Genomic DNA, 23,197 nt, shown 5'->3' on the forward strand with positions numbered 1-23,197 from the left:
CCAATTTTTAGATCAGTTTTAGAGTTGGCTAATTTTCCCCTCATTGATCATTAAATCCCGGTCAATAGTTGCCCTCTCAATTTAAGTCGATGGGGATACACCGGGCAAGCGTTTATATTTCAAGTAATAGGCAAAACCTGTTATTAAAACAATAACTATTGTGCCGATACCTAAATAGTTAGGAACCCAAAAAGCTGCCGCAATGGTGTTAATTTCTCCTGGTTTTAAATGCCAAATTAACTGATCATCAACTTTTTCTACCGGGGGATTTAATCCTGAGTCATCTTCAAGATTTTGACCAGCTAAGGGAGTCTTTAAAGCGAAGTCGATATCGACTAAAGAACCGGGGCTAATGATAATATTTCCCTGTTCGGAAAGCACACCTAAAGCCCGCAAATCAACGGTTAATTTTAAGTTTTTCTGGGTCAAAAAGAACCAATCTTGTTCTGTCACTGCCAGTTTTGAATCTAGTTGCAGTAACTTTATATCATCGGTATTAGGGGAATTTTTGATTTTAAAGGAAGAACTAGGATCAAAAAATTGATTGAATTTTTCCTCTAATTCCTGACTATTACTAAAGGGAATAGTGACAATTATTTCTCGTTCGGAAATATGATCGGTTTTCCCCTTAAGTAATTTTGCCCTCTGTTCGATACTATTTAACCATTTAGTGGCTTCGGTTTGACTGAGACTGGTTAAACGTTGTCCGAGGGTGATATGTTGAATAATTTCCCCGTGGTGTTGGTGGGGAAAATTAATGCCCACATCATAACGGACACAGCCAGTTAAAAAGAGAAAAATACCGCATAAAAAGGGCAGAATAAAGCGGGTTTTCCCGATTTTTTCGGTGGTTGGTTGATTCATAATTAATCTTCTTCTAAGTCGTCATAACTTGCTGAACTGCCACCGCTAACCGTAACTAGATCGATTTGCTGACGATAATAGTCTACATCTTTTACTTCCACTTCCACCTCATCACCGAGACGATAGGCAACGCGATTTTTCCGTCCTACCAAACAGCTATGACGGGCGCGATATTCATACCAGTCATCCTTGAGAGAAGAAACATGGACCAACCCTTCCACTAATAAATCGGAAATTTCCACGAAAAAACCATAGGATTGTACACCGGTAATTAAGCCGCGAAAAACTTGACCCATTCTTTCTTTCATTTTCTCGGCTTTTTTCAATCCTTCTAGGTCTTTTTCCGCATCTTCAGCAATTTTTGAGCGATCATTAAGATGGGAAACAATGAGGTGGCTTTCTTCTTCTAACTCCTCCTGAATTTGACTTGGGAGAATATTCCAATGAATCTGTCCATGACAGCTATTACTGCCCAAATTAACCCCGACTTTGACGATTTTGCTGCGGCGATCTTTCCCCTCTGTTAATAAGATTTTTAACACCCGTTGTACCCAAAGATCGGCATATCTTTGCAGGGGTGAGAGACAGTGGGTATAATTGCTAGGATAGGCCAAACCAAAATGCTGTAAAGGATGGCTGCTATATCTAACTAATTTGAGAGTTTCTTGCAGGAGATAATTGAGGACTTTCACCGATGTGGAAGCGGAAAAAATGCGGGTGAGATTTTGATAGTCATTGGGTTTAATCTCCTCCTCGGCAGTTAAATTTAATTCTGCCCCTAAATTATTGGCTAATTTGAGTAAATCCTCCAATTCATCCCAATCCGGTTCCGATTGTCCACAGTAGATACAGGGTAAGTGTAAAGCTTGCAAATGTTCAGCGACGACTTTGCCGGCTAAAATTGCCACTTCTGTCAGTAAAGAACGGGCCGGTAAATTATTAGAAGCGAGAACAGTCCCCCCCCGTCCTTCGTCTTTGTAGGGAGAGATTTTGTCTAATTGAATATCAAAACTACCCCGCTGCAGACGTTGGGATTTTAGGGTGGGGCAAACGCTAAAAAATAAATCTTTCAGGGTTTCAACGGTATCGGTGGGGGCAGCTTCGCTATCTTCTTCACTGAGCAGATCGCGCACCTGTTGATAGGTAAAATGTTGATCCACTTGGATGAGGCTGCGGGTGATTTCGTACTCCACTAGCTCCCCCTTGTCATCGAGGGTGACGAGGATAGAAATAGCGGGGCGCTGTTCTTGCGGTGACAGGGAACAACGACTGGTAACGGCAGCCGGGACTAATGGCAGCACTTTTTCGCCTAAATAGACGGCAGTTCCCCGTTTTTTGGCAACTTTATCCAATAATCCGCCCCGTTCAATGTAACGGGCCACATCGCTGATATGAATGGCGACTCGCCAGCGATTTTGGTTGATTTTCTCTAAAGAAAAGGCATTTTCAATGATCGGGGGATAATCCAGGGGGTTGTCATCTTCGATGGTAAAGGTGAAGAGTGGGGTTAAATCTCGCAGTTGTTCTTTTTCGCCACTATCGAAGAAATCCGCTAAATTATCGGCAATTTCGAGGGCTTCTGGCGGAAAATTATGGGGTAGATCGTGTTTACAGGAGACGATATCGGTGTCGGCAGCGGCCTCGGCCGTGGAACCGAGAACACGAGTAACTTTACCGATGGGAGGCATTTCCCCTAGGGGATAACGGAGGACGGAAACATGAACGAGGTGATCGATGTTTTCTTGGAGATTTTGACCGTTTTCGAGGAGATTAAGGGTAAATTTCAGGCGATCATCCAGGGGAACCGCCACAAACCGCTCATTTTCCTGTTTTACTTGCGCTAGAAGCGAAGGATTAGCTCGTTCGAGAATTAATCTCACCTCTCCTTCTGGGGAACGACGACGGGTTCCCTCGCGGATGATTTTGACTAAAACTCGATCGCCATTCCAAGCGTTACTTAAATGATTTTTCGAGACGTAGATGTCATCAGCATCTTCGATATCTTGGATAGCAAAGCAAAATTCTTTGCTGGAACAGCGCAGCTTTGCTTCTACGACATTTTCCTCGATCACACGACGATAGCGCCCGCGTTCTTTGACAACCATTCCCAGACGTTCCAAAGCATCGAGAATCACTTGCAATTTTTCGCAGCTTTCGGGATCGTCTTCGCAGCCCAGTTTTTTTTCGAGAAGTTTACCCGTAGCTAATTTATCATCACTAAGATGAGAGAGGAGTGTGGCGATCGAGAAGTCCATCTAACAATAATCCTTACTTACAAGACACTGACGGAATCGTGAATAATTAAGTTTAAATACTTAATAATGGGAAGATTGATTTAAACTATTGACTCGAGAGATTATCTCTGTCGGGGTAATTGCGATCGCTGGTGGTGACAGTGAAGGTAAACTGACCAAGCATCGAACACCCGAACCTACCCTGAGAATTATCGAAGCCTTCGTTAGTATAAGCCAATAGCGAACACCGGCAAACTTTTTGGCGATCGCTAGTCTTTCTGGCAGAAGCTTCAGCCTAGTAGAATCTTGTTGCTGTGGGCAAGGCTAATCCTAGGACTGAAAATTTTATCTAACCTTTAATCTTAGCAAGAACTTGCTACATTTTTCCAGAATTGCGATAGAGTATTCTAATATAAGTACAAAAGAACTCGAAAAAGTCACCATGTTGCAAAAGTTACGCCAACGTTACCCCCAAGTTGCCCTGATTAGCGAGTTAGTTCAAATCGATCACGGCAAGTATATTGTGAAAGCGATCGTCGAAATTGAGGGAAAAACGGTCGTTACAGGTTTAGCTGCGGCAGATACGGTGGAAATCGCCGAAGATAGAGCCAGAGAACGGGCTTTACTGCTTTTAGAGGCTGAAAGCACCCCCGATCTCCAGCTTGTGGAAAAAGTCAGCCCCAATAATATTTCTCTACCAGAAGATTTACCTAAACCCGTCGCTAGTGCCAAAAAATCGACCAAAACGCCTAAAGTCACTGAAATACCTCGTCCTGAAGCTAAAATTGAACCGGAATTACCTCAAGTTAAGGATATTCCCCCAGCTAAAATTGAACCGGAATTACCTCAAGTTAAGGATATTACCCCAGCTAAAATTGAACCGGAATTACCCCAAGTTAAGGATATTCCCCCAGCTAAAATTGAACCAGAATTACCCCAAGTTAAGGATATTCCTTTACCGGAACCAGAGCCTTTATTATTAGAAATGGAAACCGATAATTACTCCTTATTATCAGAATTGCCAGAAGAAGCGAGTTTAACCGAAGAAGAACCCCCAGAACCGGAACCAGTTGTTGTTATTCCCGAAGAAATCGATTATTCAGTTCTTAAAACTAAAATTGATGTGGAGATGAAACGATTAGCTTGGACCACAGAAAAAGGTCGGGAATACCTGATTTCTACCTATGGCAAAAAGTCCCGTTTACTGCTAACTAATGAGGAGTTATTAGAATTCTATAACTACTTATCTAGTATCAGTGCCTAATCACTAAACCTGCTGCATAAATCAAAAATCTTCCGTTAAGTGAGAAGTCTCCGAGCCAGTATTCTCCGAGTCAGGAGAAGCAGAAAGAAATAGATTATTTCCTGGCAGTAGAAAAGCGATCTTTTTCTGTAAAAATCCTTAAATTAAGGACTTTAATAGCATCTGCGATTAAAAACTCAATTTTGCGGGAGATATAATAAAAAAGGAAGCTATTAAGTAGGGAGGCACAATTATTTGTAGGATGGGTTAGCGGTAGCGTAACATAATCGGGCGTTGGGTTTCATGCTTCAACCCAACCTACGTTCTTTTTCTCCCTATCTCCCTATCTCCCTATCTCCCTATCTCCCTATCTCACTGATAACTGATAACTGATAACTGATAACTGATAACTGATAACTGATAACTGATAACTGATAACTGATAACTGAATTAGTTTCTCACCGCTTCTGTTTCCACTTCTTTGGGAACAACAACTGGCACTCCGCTGACTGTTTCGATTTGATAAATAACGCGACTTAATTGGGAAGGACAACAGAGAGGATCCGTGTCTTTATAGCGATTAAAAACCACAATAATTCGATCGCTATTTTGTAAAACAATTCTCTGAGATGCTCCATCAGTGCGGGAATCCATCGGTCGCGGGGAAAGAGTGCCAGCGAATTTACCATCGACAAAAACAAAGTCTTGATAACCCATCGGTCGGCACATTCCATCCACTCCACTCATGGCCGAAATAACGCTAGTTTTACCATAGGTTTGCACGGACCCGTACAGTAACCATCCTGCTTTATTAAGCGCTTGATCATTGGCAGTAATTGCCGGACGAACCTGTTCACGACACTGGTTATCAATCACGGTTTTAACGGGAGATTTGGGGATAGGTGCCTTGGCTTTATTCCAATTAGTTAACGGTCGATCAAACCAAGCTCGCGGAGTCTCTTTTTCTGGGGTTTGGCTAATAACTTCTAATAGCTTCCATGTTTCCGAATTTTGATTATTAGCTGGATTGGAGACGGTTTCAATGCTAACTTTAATTTGATAGAAAAATCCTGGTTTATAATCAAATCCCTCGATACTATTGGCGAACAATCTCCAGTTTTCCTCTGGTTTTTCTCGTATCTGTAAACAGTCTTTGGTTGGTCCTTGGCTACAGGGTTGTTTCCTAGAATTGATATAAATTGTCTTTTCCGTGCGCGTGGTGGTCGGTGCGGGGGTAAAAGTGAGTATTCCTAAACCTTCGGGAGTACGATAAAATAATTGTAAATCGCCTTTAACTGTTACTTGGAATTGTTCCACTCCTTGCAAGGCGGCCAGATATTGATTTTCTTGTTTCATCTGCGGTTCCGGACAAGCTTTTTTGGTAGTAGCGATCGCTTGGTTGATCTGGAACGTGCCATTATTGACTTGATAGCCAGTATTATACTGGTTGCATCCGGCCGAACCACTGAGGATATTTTTCTGGAAAGCGGCAGTAATTTCCGTTTCTTTCACCAAACTTCCAGCTGTCCACCCCCTTAGTTTCCATCGAGTCCCCTCCAAAGGGGAAGTATTAGCGATCGCCGCTTTCCCCGCTAAAGCACAACTTAGGGCAATTGTCAAGAAAATTCCCGTTTTTTTGGCGTTCAAAATTGCTATTCTCCTCGTCAAAGCAACAATTGTATTATGGCGTGGGGTAATCGACTGAGTGGTTAGGATAATTTTTCGGATTTCTCTTTCTGACCATCCCGTGACGGATGAAGAGAGAACAAGTTCCCTCAAACCTTAACCCAGTCAGAAAGTCATCGTTGTCAATAATCACTTTTTGCCCTCAAATGGCCAAAAGTTGCTCCGAGTTCACCTTAAGCAGTACAATAAAAACCTTGAGTGACCCCTTAAACAAAAAAAACATTATGGCACAAGGACAAGGATTCGGATTCGGTCTCGGTAAGATTAAAGAATTACAAGACGCTTTCCAAAAAGCGCAACAGGTGCAACAAGGGGCCAAAGTTCTGCAAGAAGAACTGGAAAATATGGAAATTCCCGGCCAGAGTGAAAATGGCTTGGTGACAGTCTATCTCAGTGGCAACCAAGAACCCCGGGGGATTGAAATCGATCCGGCTCTCCTCTCCCAAGATCTGGAGATTGTGGCTGGGTCTATTCTAGAAGCCATGAAAGTCGCCTATGATGCCTCCACGGAAACCATGCGCAGCAAAATGGAAGAACTGACCAGTGGTTTAAATATCCCCAGTATGTAATCGCTTTTGACGGCAATGGTAAGATGGAAAGTTGGACTAACAAACAAGGAGGTTCAACTTTGCTGACTTTGGGTGTCAATATCGACCATGTGGCCACAATTCGCCAAGCGCGCCGCACCGTGGAACCGGATCCCGTGGCGGCGGCAGTTTTGGCCGAAATCGGTGGTGCTGATGGCATTACCGTTCACTTGCGCGAGGATCGTCGTCATATCCAAGATCGCGATGTGCGGATTCTCCGGCAAACGGTGCGGACTCATCTGAATCTGGAAATGGCCCCGACGGAGGAAATGATCGCCATTGCTCTCGATATTAAACCCGATTATGTCACCCTTGTCCCCGAAAAGCGCCAGGAAGTGACCACGGAAGGGGGGATCGATATGCTGGGCAATTTTGACCGTTTTTGTCGGGTTGTAGAGCGCCTGCAAGCGGCTAATATCCCCGTTAGTTGGTTTATTGATGCCGATTTTGCCCAAATTCAAGCGGCCGCTAATACGGGGGCGAAATTTATTGAACTCCATACCGGTCAATACGCCGAAGCACAACAGGAGAGCGATCGTCAAGCATTGTTAACAATTCTTAAAGAAGGTTGTGAATACGCTTCCTCTCTGGGTTTGCGGGTGAATGCTGGTCACGGTTTGACCTATGGGAATGTTTATGCCGTCGCCTGTTTGCCCAATATGGAAGAATTGAACATTGGTCACACAATTATCAGTCGTGCGGTTTTGGTCGGGTTGGAACGGGCTGTTAGGGAAATGAAATTGGCTATGCGTGGACAATTGTAAAAGCCATCAGCTATCAGCTAATCTACCGACTAACGAACAATTACACTGAAAAATTAAAGGAAAGATGATGACAACTTATTATTATTTGGTAGCCAGTCAAAAGTTTTTAGAAGAAGAAGCGATCGAAAAGGAAGTTTTGAAGGAAAGAATCAGGAATTATCAAGAAAAAGGTCAAGAAATTGATTTTTGGTTAATTGCCAATCCAGCTTTTTTAGATACTCCCGCTTTTGCCGATATCAAAAAGAAAACTCCCCAACCGGCAGCGGCGATTGTTTCTCTCAATCAACAGTTTATTACTTGGCTGAAATTGCGTCTAGAATACGTTATTACTGGACAGTTTGAAGCTCCTTCCGATAGTATTCCCGAACCGTTAAAATAACCCTTTTTTGTCTGTGGTAAATAAGTGGTTATAATTAAATAGAAGATAGATTTTGGGTTCGATCCCCCCTGCCCCCCTTGATAAGGGGGGTGCCGATAGGCGGGGGGATCCCCCTTAATAAGGGGGGCTGACGATTTTAACACCTACCTACTTAGCTTGCCGTAACAAGGGAAAATTGCTAGTTTTTGTCTATGGCAAAAAATACAGACGAGGCACTGATCACCAGCTGACTTTGCCTTTGAGCTTGCTAATTTTTCCCTGACCGATTCCCGATACTCGATCCAAATCTTCTAGGGAAGTAAAGGGTTTTTGTTGCCTGGCAGCGATAATTTTTTCGGCTAATTTGCCACTGATACCGGGTAAACTATCTAGTTCTTCTTTGGTGGCGGTGTTTAAATTAATTAAGCGATCGCTTTTAATTGTTACAGATTGGGGGCAGTTTTTTCTATCCTGTTCGATCCGATTTTTAATAGTTTCCGGCAGTCCTAATTTAGCGGTACGGTAAAGATATTGAAATTCTCGATCGAAATGAGCGGCAACGGTGGGATTATCGATAATAACTAAAGCTTCATCGTTTTGATGGTTAGCGGCTCTTGACCAATTATGAGAACCAGTAATCACAATTTTATCATCGATTAAACCGAATTTATGGTGTAATTTATCTCCCCGGGCTAGATCGGGAACTCCTAGAGTATTAATTGGGTTTTGCCAAGGCTGATTATCTGGTTCATAACGACATTTATTACTGAGAGCAACTCCTAATAAATCTAATCCTTCGCTATAGTATCGGAAGGCAAAACTAGGATCAATTAAAGCTTTAATTTCTATCCCTTTTTGATGTCGTCTGGCGAGAATATTAGCTAGAGGCTGTTCCGTAAAGACAAACAGGGCTAAATCCACGGATTTTTCAGCTTTATTTAAAGTTTCACCGATCAGACCATTGCTAGTAATTGCCCAGGGATAAGCGGTAGAATCGGGGGAAAATTTGACCGTCAGACTACTATTACCGATAGGAATTTTTTGCGGTTTTCTTTGGGGTTTATCTAACCCAAATTTAGGCCGATCTTCCCTTCCCCACATCAGATTAAATTCTTGTTGAAAAACTCTAGCTAGTGGGGGATTATTAATGACTAATAAGTGATTGGCATTCCCGACAGTTTGGGTATTAGAAAAGTCTCCATGAATATCACTTAAGGTATAGTTAGCTGAACTGATTAAAGTAGTGTAATTATCAATAACCATGAATTTATGGTGCATTAAACCGCTACCTTTTGAGCGATCTGCCCTATCATCAATTAGGGGAATACCAGCTTTTTTGAGGATAGTAATTGCATCTCTTTGGGCGATTTCCTCCGCACTTAATTTACCATCTCGATTTAGATCAACTAAGTCAAAAAGGTTTTGATAACGTTCCTGTTCTCGATCGCTTGATTTTTCTTGGTTTTTGGCTAAACTATGAATAGGTTTATTGTAAATATTTTCGAGGATAACCCTAACTTTAATTCCCTGCTGCTGACGAGCAACTAAAGCTTGAGCAATGGCGGGTAAACGTAACTCTTGCACTGCTAGATCGATCGAACTTTTGGCCGAGTTGATATTATCAATAATAACCTGTTCTAAATTATCCCCCGGGCGATTAATTTGGCGATAGGGATCGGTATAATTTGACCCCTGGGCCTGATTATAATTAAAATAGACTTGAATATATTGATCTTGGGGCAAGGGTTGCGGACGATTTTGGATAGCATTCAAAGAATGACAGCCACCCAAAAGAGAAACTGTTCCTAACAAAAATCCCAACTGTCCCATAGGCCGAATTTTTTTTAATCTCAATTTATCTATTGCCATTTTTGTCCACATAATTATCATTACCCTAGGATTCAGGAGGGAATTTTTACCTAAGGAGGTTCTCGGAAATCGGTATGTACTAAATTGATTATAAGTAGTCGGACATAAATTCTGTTGTCTATCTTAAGAAATGTAAATTGCCGCAATTCTTACTGACTACTGACTACTGACTACTGACTCCTTACCCCACAGTTAACTTTACTTTTGTCCAACTACTTAATCAATCCTGATTCTAGATTGAAGACGATGGCTTTGTCTTTGATTGCTTAAATCGCTGACCAAAGATGTGACATCTAGTTAGGGAATTTTGTTATAATCTGGGGAACAATAGCACTGTTCTTCTAGATTTGGGTTTTACCATGACTGAACTTTTACCCCAATGCAGTAATCTGGCTGGTAATGTTAACAGTATAATTGAACTATTCAAAGGCGAATCCTCTCTCCGCAATCAACAGGATACCAGCAAGATAGAAATTGCCCTACAAAAAGCCATTTCTCCCAAATTTGAAATCGTTTTTGCCGGTGCTTTTAGTGCCGGGAAATCAATGTTAATCAATGCACTTTTAGAGCGAGAATTGCTGTATAGTGCCGAAGGACACGCAACGGGTACAGAATGTTATATTGAGTACGCAGAAGCTGATGAGGAAAGAGTGGTTTTAACCTTTCTCAGCGAAGTAGAAATTCGTACTTTAGTCGATACCGTCTGTCAAAATCTGCAATTAACTAATCCCAGTAACATTAATTCCCACGAATACTGTAGTCAGTTAAACCAATACTGTCAAAAAATTATCGAACAGGAAGGGGGAGAAGGCAAATCCGAGCGAGCTAAACAAGCTCAGGGTTTAAAATTATTAATTGAAGGATTTACTCAAAATCGTGAGCGGATCCATACGCTGCATAATGCCACCTATTCCATGGAACAATTTCACTTTTCTAATTTAGCAGAAGCGGCAAGTTTTGCCCGTCGTGGTAGCAATAGCGCCGTCTTAAAACGTCTAGAATATTACTGTCATCATCCTCTCCTTAAAGATGGTAACGTTTTGGTAGATTTGCCCGGTATTGATGCCCCAGTCCAAAAAGATGCCGCCTTAGCCTATCGTAAAATAGAGCATCCTGATACTTCGGCAGTGGTTTGTGTTTTAAAGGCTGCTTCTGCGGGAGAATTAGCCACAGAAGAAACGGAATTACTCGAAAAAATTCGCTCTAATGCTGGTATTCGTGATCGAGTTTTTTATGTTTTTAACCGCATCGATGAAACCTGGTACTCAGCCCAACTAAAACAGCGTTTAGAAAACCTAATTCAAACGCAATTTCGTGATACTTCCCGCATTTACAAAACCAGCGGACTTTTAGGGTTTTATGGGTATCAGGTGAAAAATCAAACCAATATTAATCAGCGTTATGGTTTAGATTCTATCTTTACCGAAAGTGTTAAAAATTTAGGAGGAGAAGAAGAAACACCGCAATTTGTCAGCGAGTTTAATAACTATTGTGCCAACTCCGGTAAATTACTGGCAACTCCCTTTAAAGTTTCCATCCACGGTTATGAAACTCCTAATAAAAATTACTTCCGAGTTTTAAGCGAGTGGGGAACTCCTTTACTAGAGCAGTTAATTGCTGATAGCGGTATCGAAGAATTTCGCAGGGCAATTACTCGTTATCTCACCGAAGAAAAACGCCCGCAATTGTTTGCAACTTTAGCTGATGATTTACAATCTCTCTGTATCACTCTCAAAAATCATTACCAGGGTATTTATCGTGATTTAGAAAGTCAACCACGAGAAATTGAGGCGATGAAAGCTCTGGAGTTAAATCACCTCAATCAAGAGTTAAAGGAAGTGGGAGAGAAATTAACTAAACATATCGAGGGTTATGTCAATGCTATCGTGGTTAATAGCGATGAAAACTTTGAAGAAGACTTTAAAAAACTGAAAGCGAGAATGGTATCAAGATTGGATGAGTTATTAAATACTTTTTCTGTTAAAAATGCTTACTCGCAAGCGACTTTAAACCATCCCCGCAATGCTACAGCACCTTTATTAGCAGTATTAGTGGAAGCTTTTTATTATCTGTCTAACCAGCTAGAAGATGTGTTAATTGAGGAGTCAACCAGTTTAATTAGTCGCTTTTGTCAGCGTCTTTTAGATGCGGTAAGACAAGGTGATTATTATCGACAAATTTACCGCTTATTAGGCAATGATGGCCACCTAGAAAGTCAGCTAAAACAGCTAGAATTGCAGTTAATTCATGCCTTGATTTCCGAAGCAAAAACTGAGTGTGATCGCTATGTACGAGAAAATCATAATTTTTACAACGAAGGCACTTTTTCGATCTTTCAATTTCGGCAAACTGTGCAACAAACTGCCCAAGGTTATGACTGTGAAAGTATTCTTGCTGCCGAACCTGCTATCCGTCAATTACTTAAGTTAGATTTTGAGCCAAAAGTATCAGCGACAATTCATAAAAATTTCCGCCAAACTGTTAATAATACTCTGAAAAATCAATTGATACCAATGGCAAAAAAACAAGCGGCTACTATTCTACAACAGTTCAATCAAGCTCGTTCTTATCTAGAACAAACTTTAGAACAGGAAGCAGCGGAAAAAATTGCGAATAATGCCCGCAAACAGGAAGAAATTCACCAAACAATTGAGGATTATAACCAAGCGATAAACTCTCTCAATACTTGTTTAACTGCTATGGGTTTACAGAAAAATCATTTACCTGTAATTGGTGAACAAGAATTAGAGATTGTCCCTGAAGTTGTTAATGACTCCAGCAATTAATATGGGGAGTAGGAAGGTGGGAAGTGGAGGGAAAACCATCCATCTATCAAAAACCGATTTGCTGTCAAAGCAAAAAATTAATTAAAATTAAAACTCATCGGGGGATAAGCGATCGAAGTCTTGTTATTCTTAAACTGGTAGGTTTTGGGATTTTTCTAGGCCCGCAGCTTAACCCGATCAACCGATAACCGATAGAGGGGTGCAGAATGGGAGAATGGTTAGATTTTACCGATGAAGTGGTCACTGTTAATGGCAAAGGTGAGGAAATTAAACGGGAAAAAGTCACTAATCGAGGTTATAAATATTTTTTAAGCAAAAAAACCTTTTTAGAAATGATTTCTATCCCTAGCGGTCAATACCTCATCGGTGCGCCCAAAAGCGAGTTAGGCTGGAAATTGAGTCAAAGTCCCCAATCTCCGGTTAATATTCAGGCTTTTTGTCTGAGTCGCTACCCAATTACCCAACGACAATGGCGCGAGGTGGCAAAATTAGAACCGGTAAATATTGAACTTAATCCCTATCCGGCCCATTTTGAAGGTTATGATCGCCCAGTAGAACAAATTAACTGGTGGGAAGCGGTGGAATTTTGCGATCGCCTATCCCGTCTCACGGGACTCAATTATCGTTTACCCGCAGAAAAAGAATGGGAATACGCTTGTCGGGGAGGAACATCAACCCCTTTTCACTTCGGCCCGACAATTTCCACTGATTTAGCCAACTATTCCGGGGTGGACTGGGATTATGGCGGCAAAGTGTGCAGTTCTGGTCGTTATGGGGAAGGTCGCCTAGGTTGCGATCGCAGGGAAACCACACCAGTGGGAATGTTTGCCGTCGCTAACCCTTTCGGACTCTACGATCTGCACGGAAATGTCAGGGAATGGTGTGCAGATTACTGGCGCGATAACTACGAAGCAGCCACAATAGAAGATAGGGACAGACGAGTTTTACGCGGCGGTTCTTGGAATGACGGCCCTAACAAATGTCGCTCGGCCTACCGAGTCAAATTTATGGCTACTGCTGGACTCTACGATATCGGTTTTCGTGTCGTTAGCGATAATTCTCCTTTATAGAACCGATCAATCTTTGTGTCCTTTGTGTCTTTGTGGTTCGTTCCAGTCGCTCACTGGCAGGAATGTATCTTAGAATACATTTTACCCACCAAACCCAAGAGAGCCGATAGTGTTTCTTGGGGACTTCTGGAGTTTTCGAGGATGAAACGGGAATTAGAGAATTTATTGGGACGGAAAGTTGATTTGCTAACGAAAAAATCGATCGAGCAGAGTCATAATTGGATTCGTCAACGAGAGATTTTAGGGACAGCGCAAGGGATTTATGTGGCGGGATAAGGCTTTTTTACTAGATATTGTCCGAGCAGGTCAATTAGCTCAATAATTTGCCGATCAACTGGCAAAATTTGCAGGTGTTTGTCAGAAAAATTTTTAAAATGTACCGCTCCTCGATCGAGAGTTAGAATTGATTTTAGAGACAATAAAGGTGATTTAACCAAATGATTGCTAACTTTGACCATAACTATCTTTCCCCGGAAGATTATTTAGCAACGGAGAGAATAGCCAAGGATAAACACGAATATATTCGCGGTCAAACCTACGCCATGGCTGGTGCAAGTAAAGCCCACGGTATGATTATTATCAACTTAGCCACACTTTTAAAAAACCGGCTGCGGGGTAGTGGTTGTCTTGTCTATGCCACAGATATGAAAGTTCGTCTAGAAATAGCTAATAGTTATTTTTATCCCGATCTTGTGGTCACTTGCGACTCGCGAGATAATCAGTCTTTCTCGGAAGATTTTATCCGTTATCCGCGCTTGATTGTAGAAGTATTATCCCCCACTACGGCTGCCTTTGCTCGCAACGCGCTCGCGAAGCGAGATCGGGGTGATAAATTTGCCGACTATCGTTCCCTTGAAACTTTAGAAGAATACGTTCTTATCAGTCAAGAACGCATCAGTGTGGATTGTTTTCGTCGCAATGACGAAGGATTCTGGGTTCTTTATCCCTACAGCAAAGGAGCAGATATTTATCTAGCTAGTATCGATTTTCACTGTGCGATCGAATCTTTATACGAAGATATAACAGAAATCCGTTAAAAAATCAGATAAGTTTTTTTCTATGTACTATTTACTTTTTACTTGATTAATGCTTGCTATTCTCTCCGCTATTGTTCCAGTGGGTTTTATCATCCTCATCGGTGTGATAGCAGGAAAAATTCTCACTGTGGAAGTGCATTCCCTTTCCCAAATAACGGTGTATATTCTTGCTCCCGCTTTAGTGATTGATGGACTCTATCGCACCACTTTATCCGGCAGCAATATCGGTTTAATTCTCCTAGGTTTTGCTCTTATTTCACTGGTAATGGTGATTATCGTCGAAATTATCGCCTATTGTCTTAGTCTCGATGGTGATACCCGCAAAAGCCTCATGGCTGCCGCTGTGATGCCCAATAACGGCAATATGGGTTTACCGGTGGCTAGTTTTGCCCTGGGTGCGGCTGGACTGGAAAGAGCGATAATCTATATGATTGGTTCTAGTATTCTGTTATTTGGTATTAGTCCCGCTTATTTGCGAGGAAAAAGCTTTCTTTCAGGATTTCGCCTGGTTTTTCAATTGCCCTTAATCTGGTCAATTTTTATCGGCATTAGCTTTCAAACTTTCTCTTTTCATCTTCCCCTGCAATTAGATAAAAGTATTAGCTATCTAGGACAATCGGCAATTCCTTTGGCTTTAATTATCCTAGGTATCCAATTATCTCAGCAAAAATTAGCGATCGGTAAATTAGAATTATTAGGGGCTGGTTTGCGTCTTTTAGTCGCTCCTCTTTTGGCATTTGCGATCGGCAATAGTTTAGGATTAACCGGTATGGATCTAAAAATTCTTATCCTACAAAGTGCCATGCCCACCGCCGTTAATACCGTCATTTTAGTCACAGAATTCGGTGGTTCAGCAGCTTTAATGGCCCGCACAGTTGTGGTCACTACCCTTGCTAGTTTTCTGACTATTCCTTTCTTTCTTTGGTTATTATAGTTATTTCAAATAAGAACGAGACACTAGGCGACACAATAAGTACGAATAATTTCATCAAGGGGTGTCCCCACAGGAGCATACATTCTTGCCCTCTTTAATGCACTAAAATCATGTTCGATATCATTTAAATCAGGAGAGTATTTTGGCAAAAACACGACCTGATGACCTGCTTCCTCTACCAGTTGTTTAATGACTGTCTTCCGATGAATTGGTGCATTATCCATAATTAATACTGATGTTATGGTTAGAGAGGGCAACAAATATAAAGATAACCACCCTTCAAAACCTTCGGCATTCAGGCTTCTCGTAAATACCATCGGTGCAATAAAGTCTTTTTTTCCCTTTCTTCTACCAGCGACAAGGTTCTCTCTTTTTCCTCGTTTTCCTTGTCTATCTCCAAAGACTTTCTTCCCTTTTTTTGACCAAGCATAAAAACAGGCTTGAAATTCTTCAAACCCTGACTCATCAATAAATACAAGGCTTTCACTTCCATATATTTTAATCAATTCTCTCAGCACTCTGTAGTATTTCATTCTTTCTTCTCGGTTTCTTTCTCTATAACGAAGTTCCTTCTTTTTTCTGGTAACTTTCATGTTTTTTAAGGCATAGCAAATGGCACTTGGTCTCACTCCAAATTTCTCGGCTCTGTCTCTTAATCTTGCCTCGGGATTTTCTTGGACATCTTTTGACAGTGCTTTCCAGTCCAGCTTTCTCTGACGGTGTTTTACCTTTGTTGCTTCCAGTTTTTCCCTACCTAGCCATCTATATATCGTCGCTCTTCCTATATTAAATAGAGCGGCGGCTTTGGTTATGCTTCCCCCATTCTCTACATAATCGATTACTTTTTTTCTCAAGTCTAGGCTATAAGACATTTTTCTGTATGGGTTGCTCGTTTCTCTTGATTTTACCTTATTTTTCCCTCGTCTCACACTTATTTGAAATGACTATAAAAGTCTATTTATAAGTAGGGTTTGCGGCAAAAAGTTTGTTGGTGGGGTTAGGAGTCAGGAGTCGGTCGTCAGGAGTCAGGATTCTCCGAGTCAGGAGTCAGGAGTCAGGAGATAGGAGATTATTTTATTTATTCTCCCCACACCCCACACCCCACACCCCACACCCCACACCCCACTTCCCCACTTCCCCAATTCCCACACCCCACACCCCACACCCCACACCCCACTTCCCCAATTCCCACACCCCACACCCCACACCCCACACCCCACACCCCACACCCCACTTCCCCACTTCCCACTTCCCACTTCCCACTTCCCAATTCATAATTCATAATTTAACCTTTGACTCACCCCGGCAATAGCAGCCAAGAGAAACCAAACAATAGTATTAATCTTGACATCGGAGAGGGTGACATCGACGAGATTAAATAAAACACAAGCGCCAAAAGCTACCAGATAGGTAAAGATAATTAACTCCCCCCCGGCTTTTTGTTGTCGTAAAAAGATTAATAAACGCACCCCTTGGGCATAAATCCAACCCACCCAAGCGGACAATAAAATTAAGCCAATAATTCCCGTTTCTGCCATTAACATCAAATATAAATTATGGGGATGACCTAACCATAATCCCTGACTTTTTTCGTAGAGAGGTGTAAAACTGCGTAATCCCCAACCGAATAGGGGTCTTTCTTGGGTCATTTCGAGAGTAAAACGCCATTGAGTTGATCTGAGAGTCGCTAGAGGGCGATCAGGGAACATTTCATCGGATAATCGCGCCCAAATCGTCCTAGGAACCAAAAAACGCACACTATCCCTTAAAGGATTTGGTCCCCAAGAAGCGAGGGAAATCACCCCCCCCAAGAGGATAAAACCGGCGACTAAGGCATTCCAACCCAGATAAAGGGCGAAAATTAGGCCTCCTAAAAAGGCTAAGGCCCAAGCATTGCGAGAATTGCTTAAAAATAGCCCTACACCGTCGATCAATATGGTTAAAGTTAAAAACCCGACTTTGAGATTTAAAAGGGTATTTCTTTGTCTGTGCCACTGCCGCAAAGTTAGAATTAATAAACCGATCGCTAAAATCAGAGTTATTAATAAATAAGCCCCCAAAAGATTAGCATACATAAAAACCGAAGACATCCGCCCGCTCGGTTCACCCCCCGCCCCGTAGGGCCAGGTAAAAATCCCTTTTAATGCTTCCGGTTTTTGCCAACCGAGAAAAATTTGTCCCCATCCCATCACCACTACCCAAACCGACGGAATAACCATCACCCAAGCTAGTTGACGCAATTGAGAGGGTTTTTTAATTAATTGCCGAATATTGCTAAAAAAGAAGAAAAAAGGCAGGAAATTTCCTAAACCAATCCAAGCATCCCCCGGAGTTGGGGAAAGACTGGCACTAATCATCAACCAAAGAGTGACGATACCGAGACCTTGATTAAGACGTGACCGGATAATTGCCCGAAAATTGCCGGTAAAAACCCTAATTAAGACGATAATAATGCCGATACCCGCTAACTCCGGCAGCATCATGGCAATAAAAACTGAAAAAAGTATTAAATTCCACTCCCACCCTTGACAAAAAATTTTTTTCATGCTATGCAGGCTGCCAACAATCGTCACGGGTCAGACGAATTTGGGCGATGGCAAAAATAGTCGGGATAATCCGGCCGTAATCGGTGGCGATCGCTTTCCAACCGAGGTCAGCAATAAACCAACCCCATAGAGCCGGTCCTACCAAACTTAACACGGTTCTGACCGCTCCGTAGCGGGCCGCCGCCGTAGTCATGCCCTGTTTAGCCGTTTGTAGGGCGATTTGATTAGCAATTGCCCCACCCTGGACTAGGGCAGTTTTTGCCCCTTGATAGCGGACAAAATGGAGAGCGAACTGCCCGGCGATATGTTTGAGCAGAATCGGTTTCAGGATAGAATTAACGGCGATGACGCTGCCGCCTTTGAGGACTATATCGAGGGGATTGTGTTGTAGGTGAACGGGTAAGGGTTGGGGAGTGTGGGAATCCGCGAGCGCTTTTTGAATTTGAATCGAGAGGGATTTTTGTTCCGATGGGGGGAGACGTTTCCAAGCTTTGTTAACCAGATGAAGATAGATTTCCGCTTCAATTTCCGTTGTCGGCATTTTTTGGGAGTAGGGAACCTTGAGGAAATGACAGACACGGACGAGAATTTGACGATAACTAACTTTTTCGGTTTGACCTTTTAATACTGTCACACCATCGGCAGCCAAGTAACGAAAACGATCCTCGACGCTATCTAACCAACTATCCCAATCTTGACTTTGAACGGCGATTGCGTCCGGCGCTCGTAGATAATCGAGAGGGTTAAAACGACGGCAAAAGAGGATGTTAGTGATTTGCTGTAGTTCCTCCTCGGTGGCTAACTCCAAAGCTGTGCGTAATTCGTCCAATGTGGTTTGTCCTCCTCAGCCCCAATAATCAACTTAGTTTCGCTAGTGCTGATTACTACTAATATTAACTCAAGGGTTCACAGGATTAGGAAGGCTAGTGACAAATTTTTCGATTAAGGTTGGGATCATTGGTGCGGGTTTAGCCGGGTTAACCTGCGCTCGTCAGTTGTGCGATCGAGGTTATACTGTTAAGCTATTTGATAAGTCTAGAGGCATTGGTGGTCGTTTAGCCACACGACGGGTTAACCGAGTCAATCAAGTGATTGCTGTGGATCATGGTTTGCCTTTTTTGACTATTCAGGGCGAAAAAACGGCGGCTTTAATTGATAATCTCCTGAGAGAGAATCTAGTTACTTCTTGGTTTGATTCTAGCTATGTTGCTCCTTCTGGCATCAATAGCGTGGCGAAATTTTTAGCTAAAGGTTTAGAAATTGAACGAGATTTTCTGGTTACTCGTCTGGAAAATCGTCAAGAAAAATGGGTTTTAAACAATAACGGTCAAATTCGGGGAGAGTTTTCGGCGATTGTCCTGGCTATTCCCGCCCCGCAAGCAGCGTTATTGTTAGAAAACTCTCTCATAACTACTATGCCAGAATTGCGATCGATCGTTTACGATCCCTGTTTAACGGTAATGGCGGGTTATGGCGATTCTTTACCCGCAGTTGCTCCCTCCACCGATATCGCTTGGTTAGGACTTGATAGCAGTAAACGGCAATCATCCCCTGATTATGTCTTTGTTGTGCATAGTAGTGGAGATTTTGCGGTTAAATATCTCGATAGCGAGGATTTAGAAGCAGTTAAGCTAGATTTGCTCGCTCGTGCTTCTTTGCCTCTCCCCGATTGGTCCTGGATTCACCGTTGGCGTTATGCTTTAGTCCGTCAGGGTTTAGCTGTACCCTGTTTAAGTGTTAATAGTCCTTTACCTCTAGTTGCCTGTGGTGATTGGTGTCAAGGGGGAGATTTGTCGAGAAATTCTTCCCTAGAAACGGCCTTAACTTCTGGGATAGCGGCGGCTAATCAAGTTCAGCAGCTACTCTCTTAAGAATCTAGAGACAGGTTTAAATTCTTAGGTTAAGCTTAAGTTAACAAAAGTTTAAATATATAATAATGTAGATATCCTATACTGGGGGGTCGGTAACAATGGAAAAATTCAATTCTAAAGATAACTTTCTCTACCCTAAAACCAGCTACAGGGGTTTATTCACGCCACAAAATTTAGTTTTTAACGCTAATTTGCAGGAATTCGCCCTGAGAGTCTCTTTTATCGCTGGTTTACACAGTGGGGGAAAGCTTACCTCCACGGAAGCTTACGAGAAAATTAACCAGCTTTGGCAAGAGTTGAATACCAGTCAAAAATTCCTACTAGCTAATCATTTTGAGGATCACGGAGATTGAGAGATGGGGGTTTTTCAGTGATCAGTAAACAGTAAACAGTAATCAGTATCTAAAGTGCCACATTGACAAAAGTGGGTCAAGTAGTTCTTAGTTATGTCAGAGCTTTCTGGCCATAGCTGGCTTTCATCTTCTAGATAAAAATGTTATCAAAAGACAAAAGCGGGTAATTCTGCCGCTACAATATGATAGCGAGTTGTCAAGAGAACAGTAAAAGAACTGCCAATTGGATCTAGATGCCTCAATATACTACTAAACAAGCAACGGAAAACCCTGTTGTGTCCGACCAGTCCGCCAAGAATCCCTTTTCACTATTTGGTCAATTTTGGGAAAGCCTAAAAATTGTCGCTCAACCCTATTGGTATCCAACGGAGTTAAATGGACGTGCCTTTGGAGATGTGATCATTTCTTGGGGGATGTCAGCTTTGATTCTTTTAAGTATCTTGGCAACGGTGGGGGTAGAAGCTTTTAGTAGCTACTGGAATCGTTATGTACTCGACATTATTATTGAAGATAGAGATCTTTCTAAATATCTAAATACGCTGTGGTTATCCAGTTTGTTGATTATATTAACAACGGGGTTATTTGCTTTTTCTCAATTTATTCGTCGCAAAGTAGCCTTAGATTGGTATAAGTGGTTAACGAAACAAACCGTCAAAAAATATCTCAATTATCGCGCTTATTATAACATTGATTTTACCTCAGCTTTAAAAAATCCCGATCAAAGATTATCTCAAGAAATTGAACCAATTACGACCATGACCCTAAGGTTGTTAATTACCTTCGTGGAAAAAGGGTTACAAATGATTACTTTTGCGATTATTCTTTGGACAATTTCTCGGCAAATTGCGGTTTATCTAATAATTTATACGATCGCAGGAAATTTCATAGCAATTTATCTAACTCAAGAATTAAACAAGATTAATCAATCTGAGCTTAATAATAAAGCTGATTATAATTATGCTTTAACCCATGTGCGTAACCACGCCGAATCCATTGCTTTTTTTCAGGGAGAAGAGCAGGAAGAAAAAATCATTGAAGGCCGTTTTGAACGGGTTATTCAAAGCTCGGAAAAACTGATAAATTGGGAACGGTTTAATAATCTTTTTAATCGAGGTTATCAGTCAGCGATTAGTGTATTTTCAATGTTTATTTTGACCCCGATGTTTATTAAAAATGAAATCGATTATGGGGAAATAAGTCAAGCGAGTTTATGCTGTTTCCTTTTTTCTAATGCCTTGGGACAATTAATTACTGAATGGGGAACATCGGGTAAAGTTTCAAGTTATATTGAACGGTTAGCTACCTTGACAGATGCCTTAAAAGTTGCCAGTGAAGAGCCGAAAAACTTAAGTCGTATTATCACCCTGGAAGATAATCGTCTAGCTTTTGAAAATTTTACCCTACAAACTCCCGATTATGAAAAGGTAATTGTGGAGAATTTATCGGTTTCTGTCCCTTTGGGAGAAAGCCTACTGATTATTGGCCCCAGTGGTCGAGGAAAAAGTTCCTTGTTACGAGCAATCGCCGGTTTATGGAAAGCAGGTAGCGGCCGTTTAGTGCGTCCTCCTTTAGCTAAAATGTTATTTTTGCCCCAACGTCCTTATATTATCCTTGGCAGTTTACGCCAGCAATTACTTTATCCCCATACCAATGATCAGGTGAGCGATGAAGAATTAGAAAATATCTTAAAAAAAGTCAACCTGCAACATTTATTAACTGACAAAAATAGCTTAGATAAAGAAGTCAACTGGGAACAAATTTTATCTCTGGGAGAACAACAAAGATTAGCTTTTGCTCGACTATTAATCACTAAACCTACCTTTACTATCTTAGATGAAGCAACTAGCGCTTTAGATTTGGCCAATGAAGCCAGCTTATATCAGCAATTACAGGAAAGTGAAACCACTTTTATTAGTGTTGGTCATCGGGAAAGTTTATTTAATTATCATCGATGGGTCTTAGAGTTAACAGAAAATTCCCATTGGCAGCTGTCAACTGTAGAAGATTATCAGCGCAAAAAAGTGAATAACCTAGTGATGATGTCAAAAAAATCAGAAAATTTTTCGGCGGTAAAAATAGAGACTTTGTCTGAGGTTAAAACTGAGCATGATGCGGAAATTGCAGGAGTTTCTGAAATAGCCGAAGGTTTGTCCCATCAACAAATGCAGTCCCTAACTGATTATTCTTTAAGTAGCGTTCGTAATCGAGCCAGTTTAGGTAAAATCATTACTGCCAAAGATGGTTTTAATTATCGTTACGATAAAGACCCAAAAACCTTAAAATGGGTGAGAATATAGCTAATGGGGTGACAAACAGATTGAAAGTGAGACAGAGTATTCAGACTTCCCCCTCTCAGGAGAACTAGAGAATCAGGTTTTTGCTGGGTAAGTTGATTAACAAGCTACTAACTGATAACTGATAACTGGTATAGGAGTTTTATCACATGAAAGCACTGGAAAAACTGGTGACGGAACGATTATATTTAGTCCCCTTCAAGCTTGAACTTCTCAAGGCCGCAATTATAGGTATCGATGAATTAGCAACAATTTTGGGGGTAAAAGTTGCAGCTGACTGGGCCGAACAAGAGTTGATTCAAGCTTTCCCTGATATTGCGAATATTTTGCTGCAATTCCCCTTACAAAATGAGTGGGGGTGGGGGAGTTTAATTATTCATCAAACAGAAAATACCCTTATTGGTCATGTGATGATCAAAATTATTCCTGATGTCACAGGTTTACCCACAGATGCTGTAGAAATTGGCTATCAAGTAGCGCCGTTATATCGACGACAAGGCTACGCATCTGAGGCGACAAAAGCAATGATGGACTGGACACTTTCTCAACCTGGTATGCAAACAGTGACCGCTGGCTGCGCTCCCGATAATATAGCTTCAAAGCGAGTTTTAGAAAAAATAGGCATGGATCTGATAGAAGCACGAGAGAAAGTCTTGGTCTGGAAATTAAGTAGGGTTTGCTGAAAAAGTTTGTTGGTGGGG

General features: G+C 41.6%; 23 protein-coding genes. 14 read left to right on the forward strand and 9 right to left on the reverse strand.

The annotated features are described in order from the left end of the window. Positions 1 to 81: 81 nt before the first annotated feature. Complete coding sequence (locus tag MAE_RS10405) at positions 82 to 864, reverse strand: DUF3153 domain-containing protein (RefSeq protein ID WP_012265537.1); 783 nt, start codon at positions 862 to 864, stop codon at positions 82 to 84. A gap of 2 nt (positions 865 to 866) precedes the next feature. Further along, complete coding sequence (locus MAE_RS10410; RefSeq protein WP_012265538.1) at positions 867 to 3,119, reverse strand: ribonuclease R family protein; 2,253 nt, start codon at positions 3,117 to 3,119, stop codon at positions 867 to 869. An 88-nt stretch (positions 3,120 to 3,207) separates the two neighbouring features. Here MAE_RS10410 and MAE_RS35695 point away from each other — a divergent pair, with 88 nt between their 5' ends. Together MAE_RS35695 and MAE_RS10415 are read left to right on the forward strand one after the other, a co-directional pair. After that, on the forward strand, positions 3,208 to 3,339 hold the full coding sequence (locus tag MAE_RS35695) for a hypothetical protein (RefSeq protein WP_261779241.1): 132 nt from the start codon (positions 3,208 to 3,210) through the stop codon (positions 3,337 to 3,339). A 201-nt stretch (positions 3,340 to 3,540) separates the two neighbouring features. Beyond that, positions 3,541 to 4,362 carry a hypothetical protein gene (locus MAE_RS10415; RefSeq protein WP_002796723.1) on the forward strand — a complete coding sequence of 274 codons (822 nt, stop codon included), beginning with the start codon at positions 3,541 to 3,543 and terminating at the stop codon, positions 4,360 to 4,362. 429 nt (positions 4,363 to 4,791) lie between these two features. Here MAE_RS10415 and MAE_RS27690 read toward each other — a convergent pair whose 3' ends face one another. Continuing rightward, positions 4,792 to 5,988: a DUF4377 domain-containing protein gene (locus MAE_RS27690; protein WP_002797825.1), complete on the reverse strand. Its 1,197-nt coding sequence runs from the start codon at positions 5,986 to 5,988 to the stop codon at positions 4,792 to 4,794. 263 nt (positions 5,989 to 6,251) lie between these two features. Between MAE_RS27690 and MAE_RS10430 the strand changes: the two genes are divergently transcribed. The 3 genes from MAE_RS10430 (at position 6,252) to MAE_RS10440 (ending at position 7,757) form a co-directional block, all read left to right on the forward strand. Next, on the forward strand, positions 6,252 to 6,596 hold the full coding sequence (locus MAE_RS10430; RefSeq protein WP_012265540.1) for a YbaB/EbfC family nucleoid-associated protein: 345 nt from the start codon (positions 6,252 to 6,254) through the stop codon (positions 6,594 to 6,596). Positions 6,597 to 6,655: 59 nt separating this feature from the next. Next, entirely contained in the window at positions 6,656 to 7,378 is a 723-nt protein-coding gene (locus tag MAE_RS10435) for a pyridoxine 5'-phosphate synthase (protein WP_197533167.1), read from the forward strand. 67 nt (positions 7,379 to 7,445) lie between these two features. Further along, positions 7,446 to 7,757 (forward strand): MgPME-cyclase complex family protein, encoded by a 312-nt coding sequence (locus MAE_RS10440; protein ID WP_002797828.1) that lies wholly within the window; start codon positions 7,446 to 7,448, stop codon positions 7,755 to 7,757. A 219-nt stretch (positions 7,758 to 7,976) separates the two neighbouring features. On the opposite strand, the gene MAE_RS10445 is transcribed toward MAE_RS10440, so the two are convergent. Continuing rightward, entirely contained in the window at positions 7,977 to 9,617 is a 1,641-nt protein-coding gene (locus tag MAE_RS10445) for a DUF655 domain-containing protein (RefSeq protein ID WP_012265542.1), read from the reverse strand. 347 nt (positions 9,618 to 9,964) lie between these two features. Here MAE_RS10445 and MAE_RS10450 point away from each other — a divergent pair, with 347 nt between their 5' ends. The 3 genes from MAE_RS10450 to MAE_RS10460 all read left to right on the forward strand — a co-directional run bounded on the left by MAE_RS10450 (position 9,965) and on the right by MAE_RS10460 (position 13,737). Continuing rightward, complete coding sequence (locus MAE_RS10450) at positions 9,965 to 12,391, forward strand: dynamin-like GTPase family protein (protein WP_002796722.1); 2,427 nt, start codon at positions 9,965 to 9,967, stop codon at positions 12,389 to 12,391. Between the two features lie 206 nt (positions 12,392 to 12,597). After that, positions 12,598 to 13,461: a formylglycine-generating enzyme family protein gene (locus MAE_RS10455; RefSeq protein WP_012265544.1), complete on the forward strand. Its 864-nt coding sequence runs from the start codon at positions 12,598 to 12,600 to the stop codon at positions 13,459 to 13,461. Between the two features lie 15 nt (positions 13,462 to 13,476). Beyond that, positions 13,477 to 13,737, forward strand: coding sequence for a hypothetical protein (locus MAE_RS10460; RefSeq protein WP_231859762.1), 261 nt, complete (start codon positions 13,477 to 13,479; stop codon positions 13,735 to 13,737). Here MAE_RS10460 and MAE_RS10465 read toward each other — a convergent pair. Continuing rightward, on the reverse strand, positions 13,722 to 13,919 hold the full coding sequence (locus MAE_RS10465) for a hypothetical protein (protein WP_002783098.1): 198 nt from the start codon (positions 13,917 to 13,919) through the stop codon (positions 13,722 to 13,724). The genes MAE_RS10460 and MAE_RS10465 overlap by 16 nt on opposite strands. On the opposite strand from MAE_RS10465, the gene MAE_RS10470 reads away from it, so the two are divergent. Then, positions 13,899 to 14,498, forward strand: coding sequence for a Uma2 family endonuclease (locus tag MAE_RS10470; RefSeq protein ID WP_012265546.1), 600 nt, complete (start codon positions 13,899 to 13,901; stop codon positions 14,496 to 14,498). The genes MAE_RS10465 and MAE_RS10470 overlap by 21 nt on opposite strands. 49 nt (positions 14,499 to 14,547) lie before the next feature. Next, a complete protein-coding gene (locus MAE_RS10475) occupies positions 14,548 to 15,432 on the forward strand; it encodes an AEC family transporter (protein ID WP_012265547.1) in 885 nt (294 codons plus the stop codon). Between the two features lie 23 nt (positions 15,433 to 15,455). Here MAE_RS10475 and MAE_RS29275 read toward each other — a convergent pair whose 3' ends face one another. From MAE_RS29275 to MAE_RS10495, 4 genes are all read right to left on the reverse strand, one after another. Continuing rightward, positions 15,456 to 16,304, reverse strand: a complete 849-nt coding sequence (locus MAE_RS29275; protein ID WP_012264307.1) for an IS630-like element ISMae21 family transposase — start codon at positions 16,302 to 16,304, stop codon at positions 15,456 to 15,458. A gap of 168 nt (positions 16,305 to 16,472) precedes the next feature. Next, complete coding sequence (locus MAE_RS32015; protein ID WP_158303508.1) at positions 16,473 to 16,688, reverse strand: hypothetical protein; 216 nt, start codon at positions 16,686 to 16,688, stop codon at positions 16,473 to 16,475. 15 nt (positions 16,689 to 16,703) lie between these two features. Then, positions 16,704 to 17,978 carry an O-antigen ligase family protein gene (locus MAE_RS10490; protein WP_012265549.1) on the reverse strand — a complete coding sequence of 425 codons (1,275 nt, stop codon included), beginning with the start codon at positions 17,976 to 17,978 and terminating at the stop codon, positions 16,704 to 16,706. Position 17,979: 1 nt separating this feature from the next. Continuing rightward, positions 17,980 to 18,807: a YaaW family protein gene (locus MAE_RS10495; RefSeq protein WP_002796715.1), complete on the reverse strand. Its 828-nt coding sequence runs from the start codon at positions 18,805 to 18,807 to the stop codon at positions 17,980 to 17,982. A 97-nt stretch (positions 18,808 to 18,904) separates the two neighbouring features. Here MAE_RS10495 and MAE_RS10500 point away from each other — a divergent pair, with 97 nt between their 5' ends. The 4 genes from MAE_RS10500 (at position 18,905) to MAE_RS10515 (ending at position 23,179) form a co-directional block, all read left to right on the forward strand. Further along, positions 18,905 to 19,849 (forward strand): NAD(P)/FAD-dependent oxidoreductase, encoded by a 945-nt coding sequence (locus MAE_RS10500; RefSeq protein WP_002796714.1) that lies wholly within the window; start codon positions 18,905 to 18,907, stop codon positions 19,847 to 19,849. Between the two features lie 98 nt (positions 19,850 to 19,947). Continuing rightward, the gene (locus MAE_RS10505; protein WP_002740468.1) at positions 19,948 to 20,202 is read left to right on the forward strand and encodes a DUF7219 family protein; all 255 of its coding nucleotides are present in this window, start codon (positions 19,948 to 19,950) and stop codon (positions 20,200 to 20,202) included. A gap of 233 nt (positions 20,203 to 20,435) precedes the next feature. After that, positions 20,436 to 22,499, forward strand: coding sequence for an ABC transporter ATP-binding protein/permease (locus MAE_RS10510; RefSeq protein ID WP_012265551.1), 2,064 nt, complete (start codon positions 20,436 to 20,438; stop codon positions 22,497 to 22,499). Positions 22,500 to 22,645: 146 nt separating this feature from the next. Then, on the forward strand, positions 22,646 to 23,179 hold the full coding sequence (locus MAE_RS10515) for a GNAT family N-acetyltransferase (RefSeq protein WP_012265552.1): 534 nt from the start codon (positions 22,646 to 22,648) through the stop codon (positions 23,177 to 23,179). Positions 23,180 to 23,197: the final 18 nt, after the last annotated feature.

The sequence above is a fragment of the Microcystis aeruginosa NIES-843 genome, from assembly GCF_000010625.1.
GTDB lineage: Bacteria > Cyanobacteriota > Cyanobacteriia > Cyanobacteriales > Microcystaceae > Microcystis > Microcystis aeruginosa.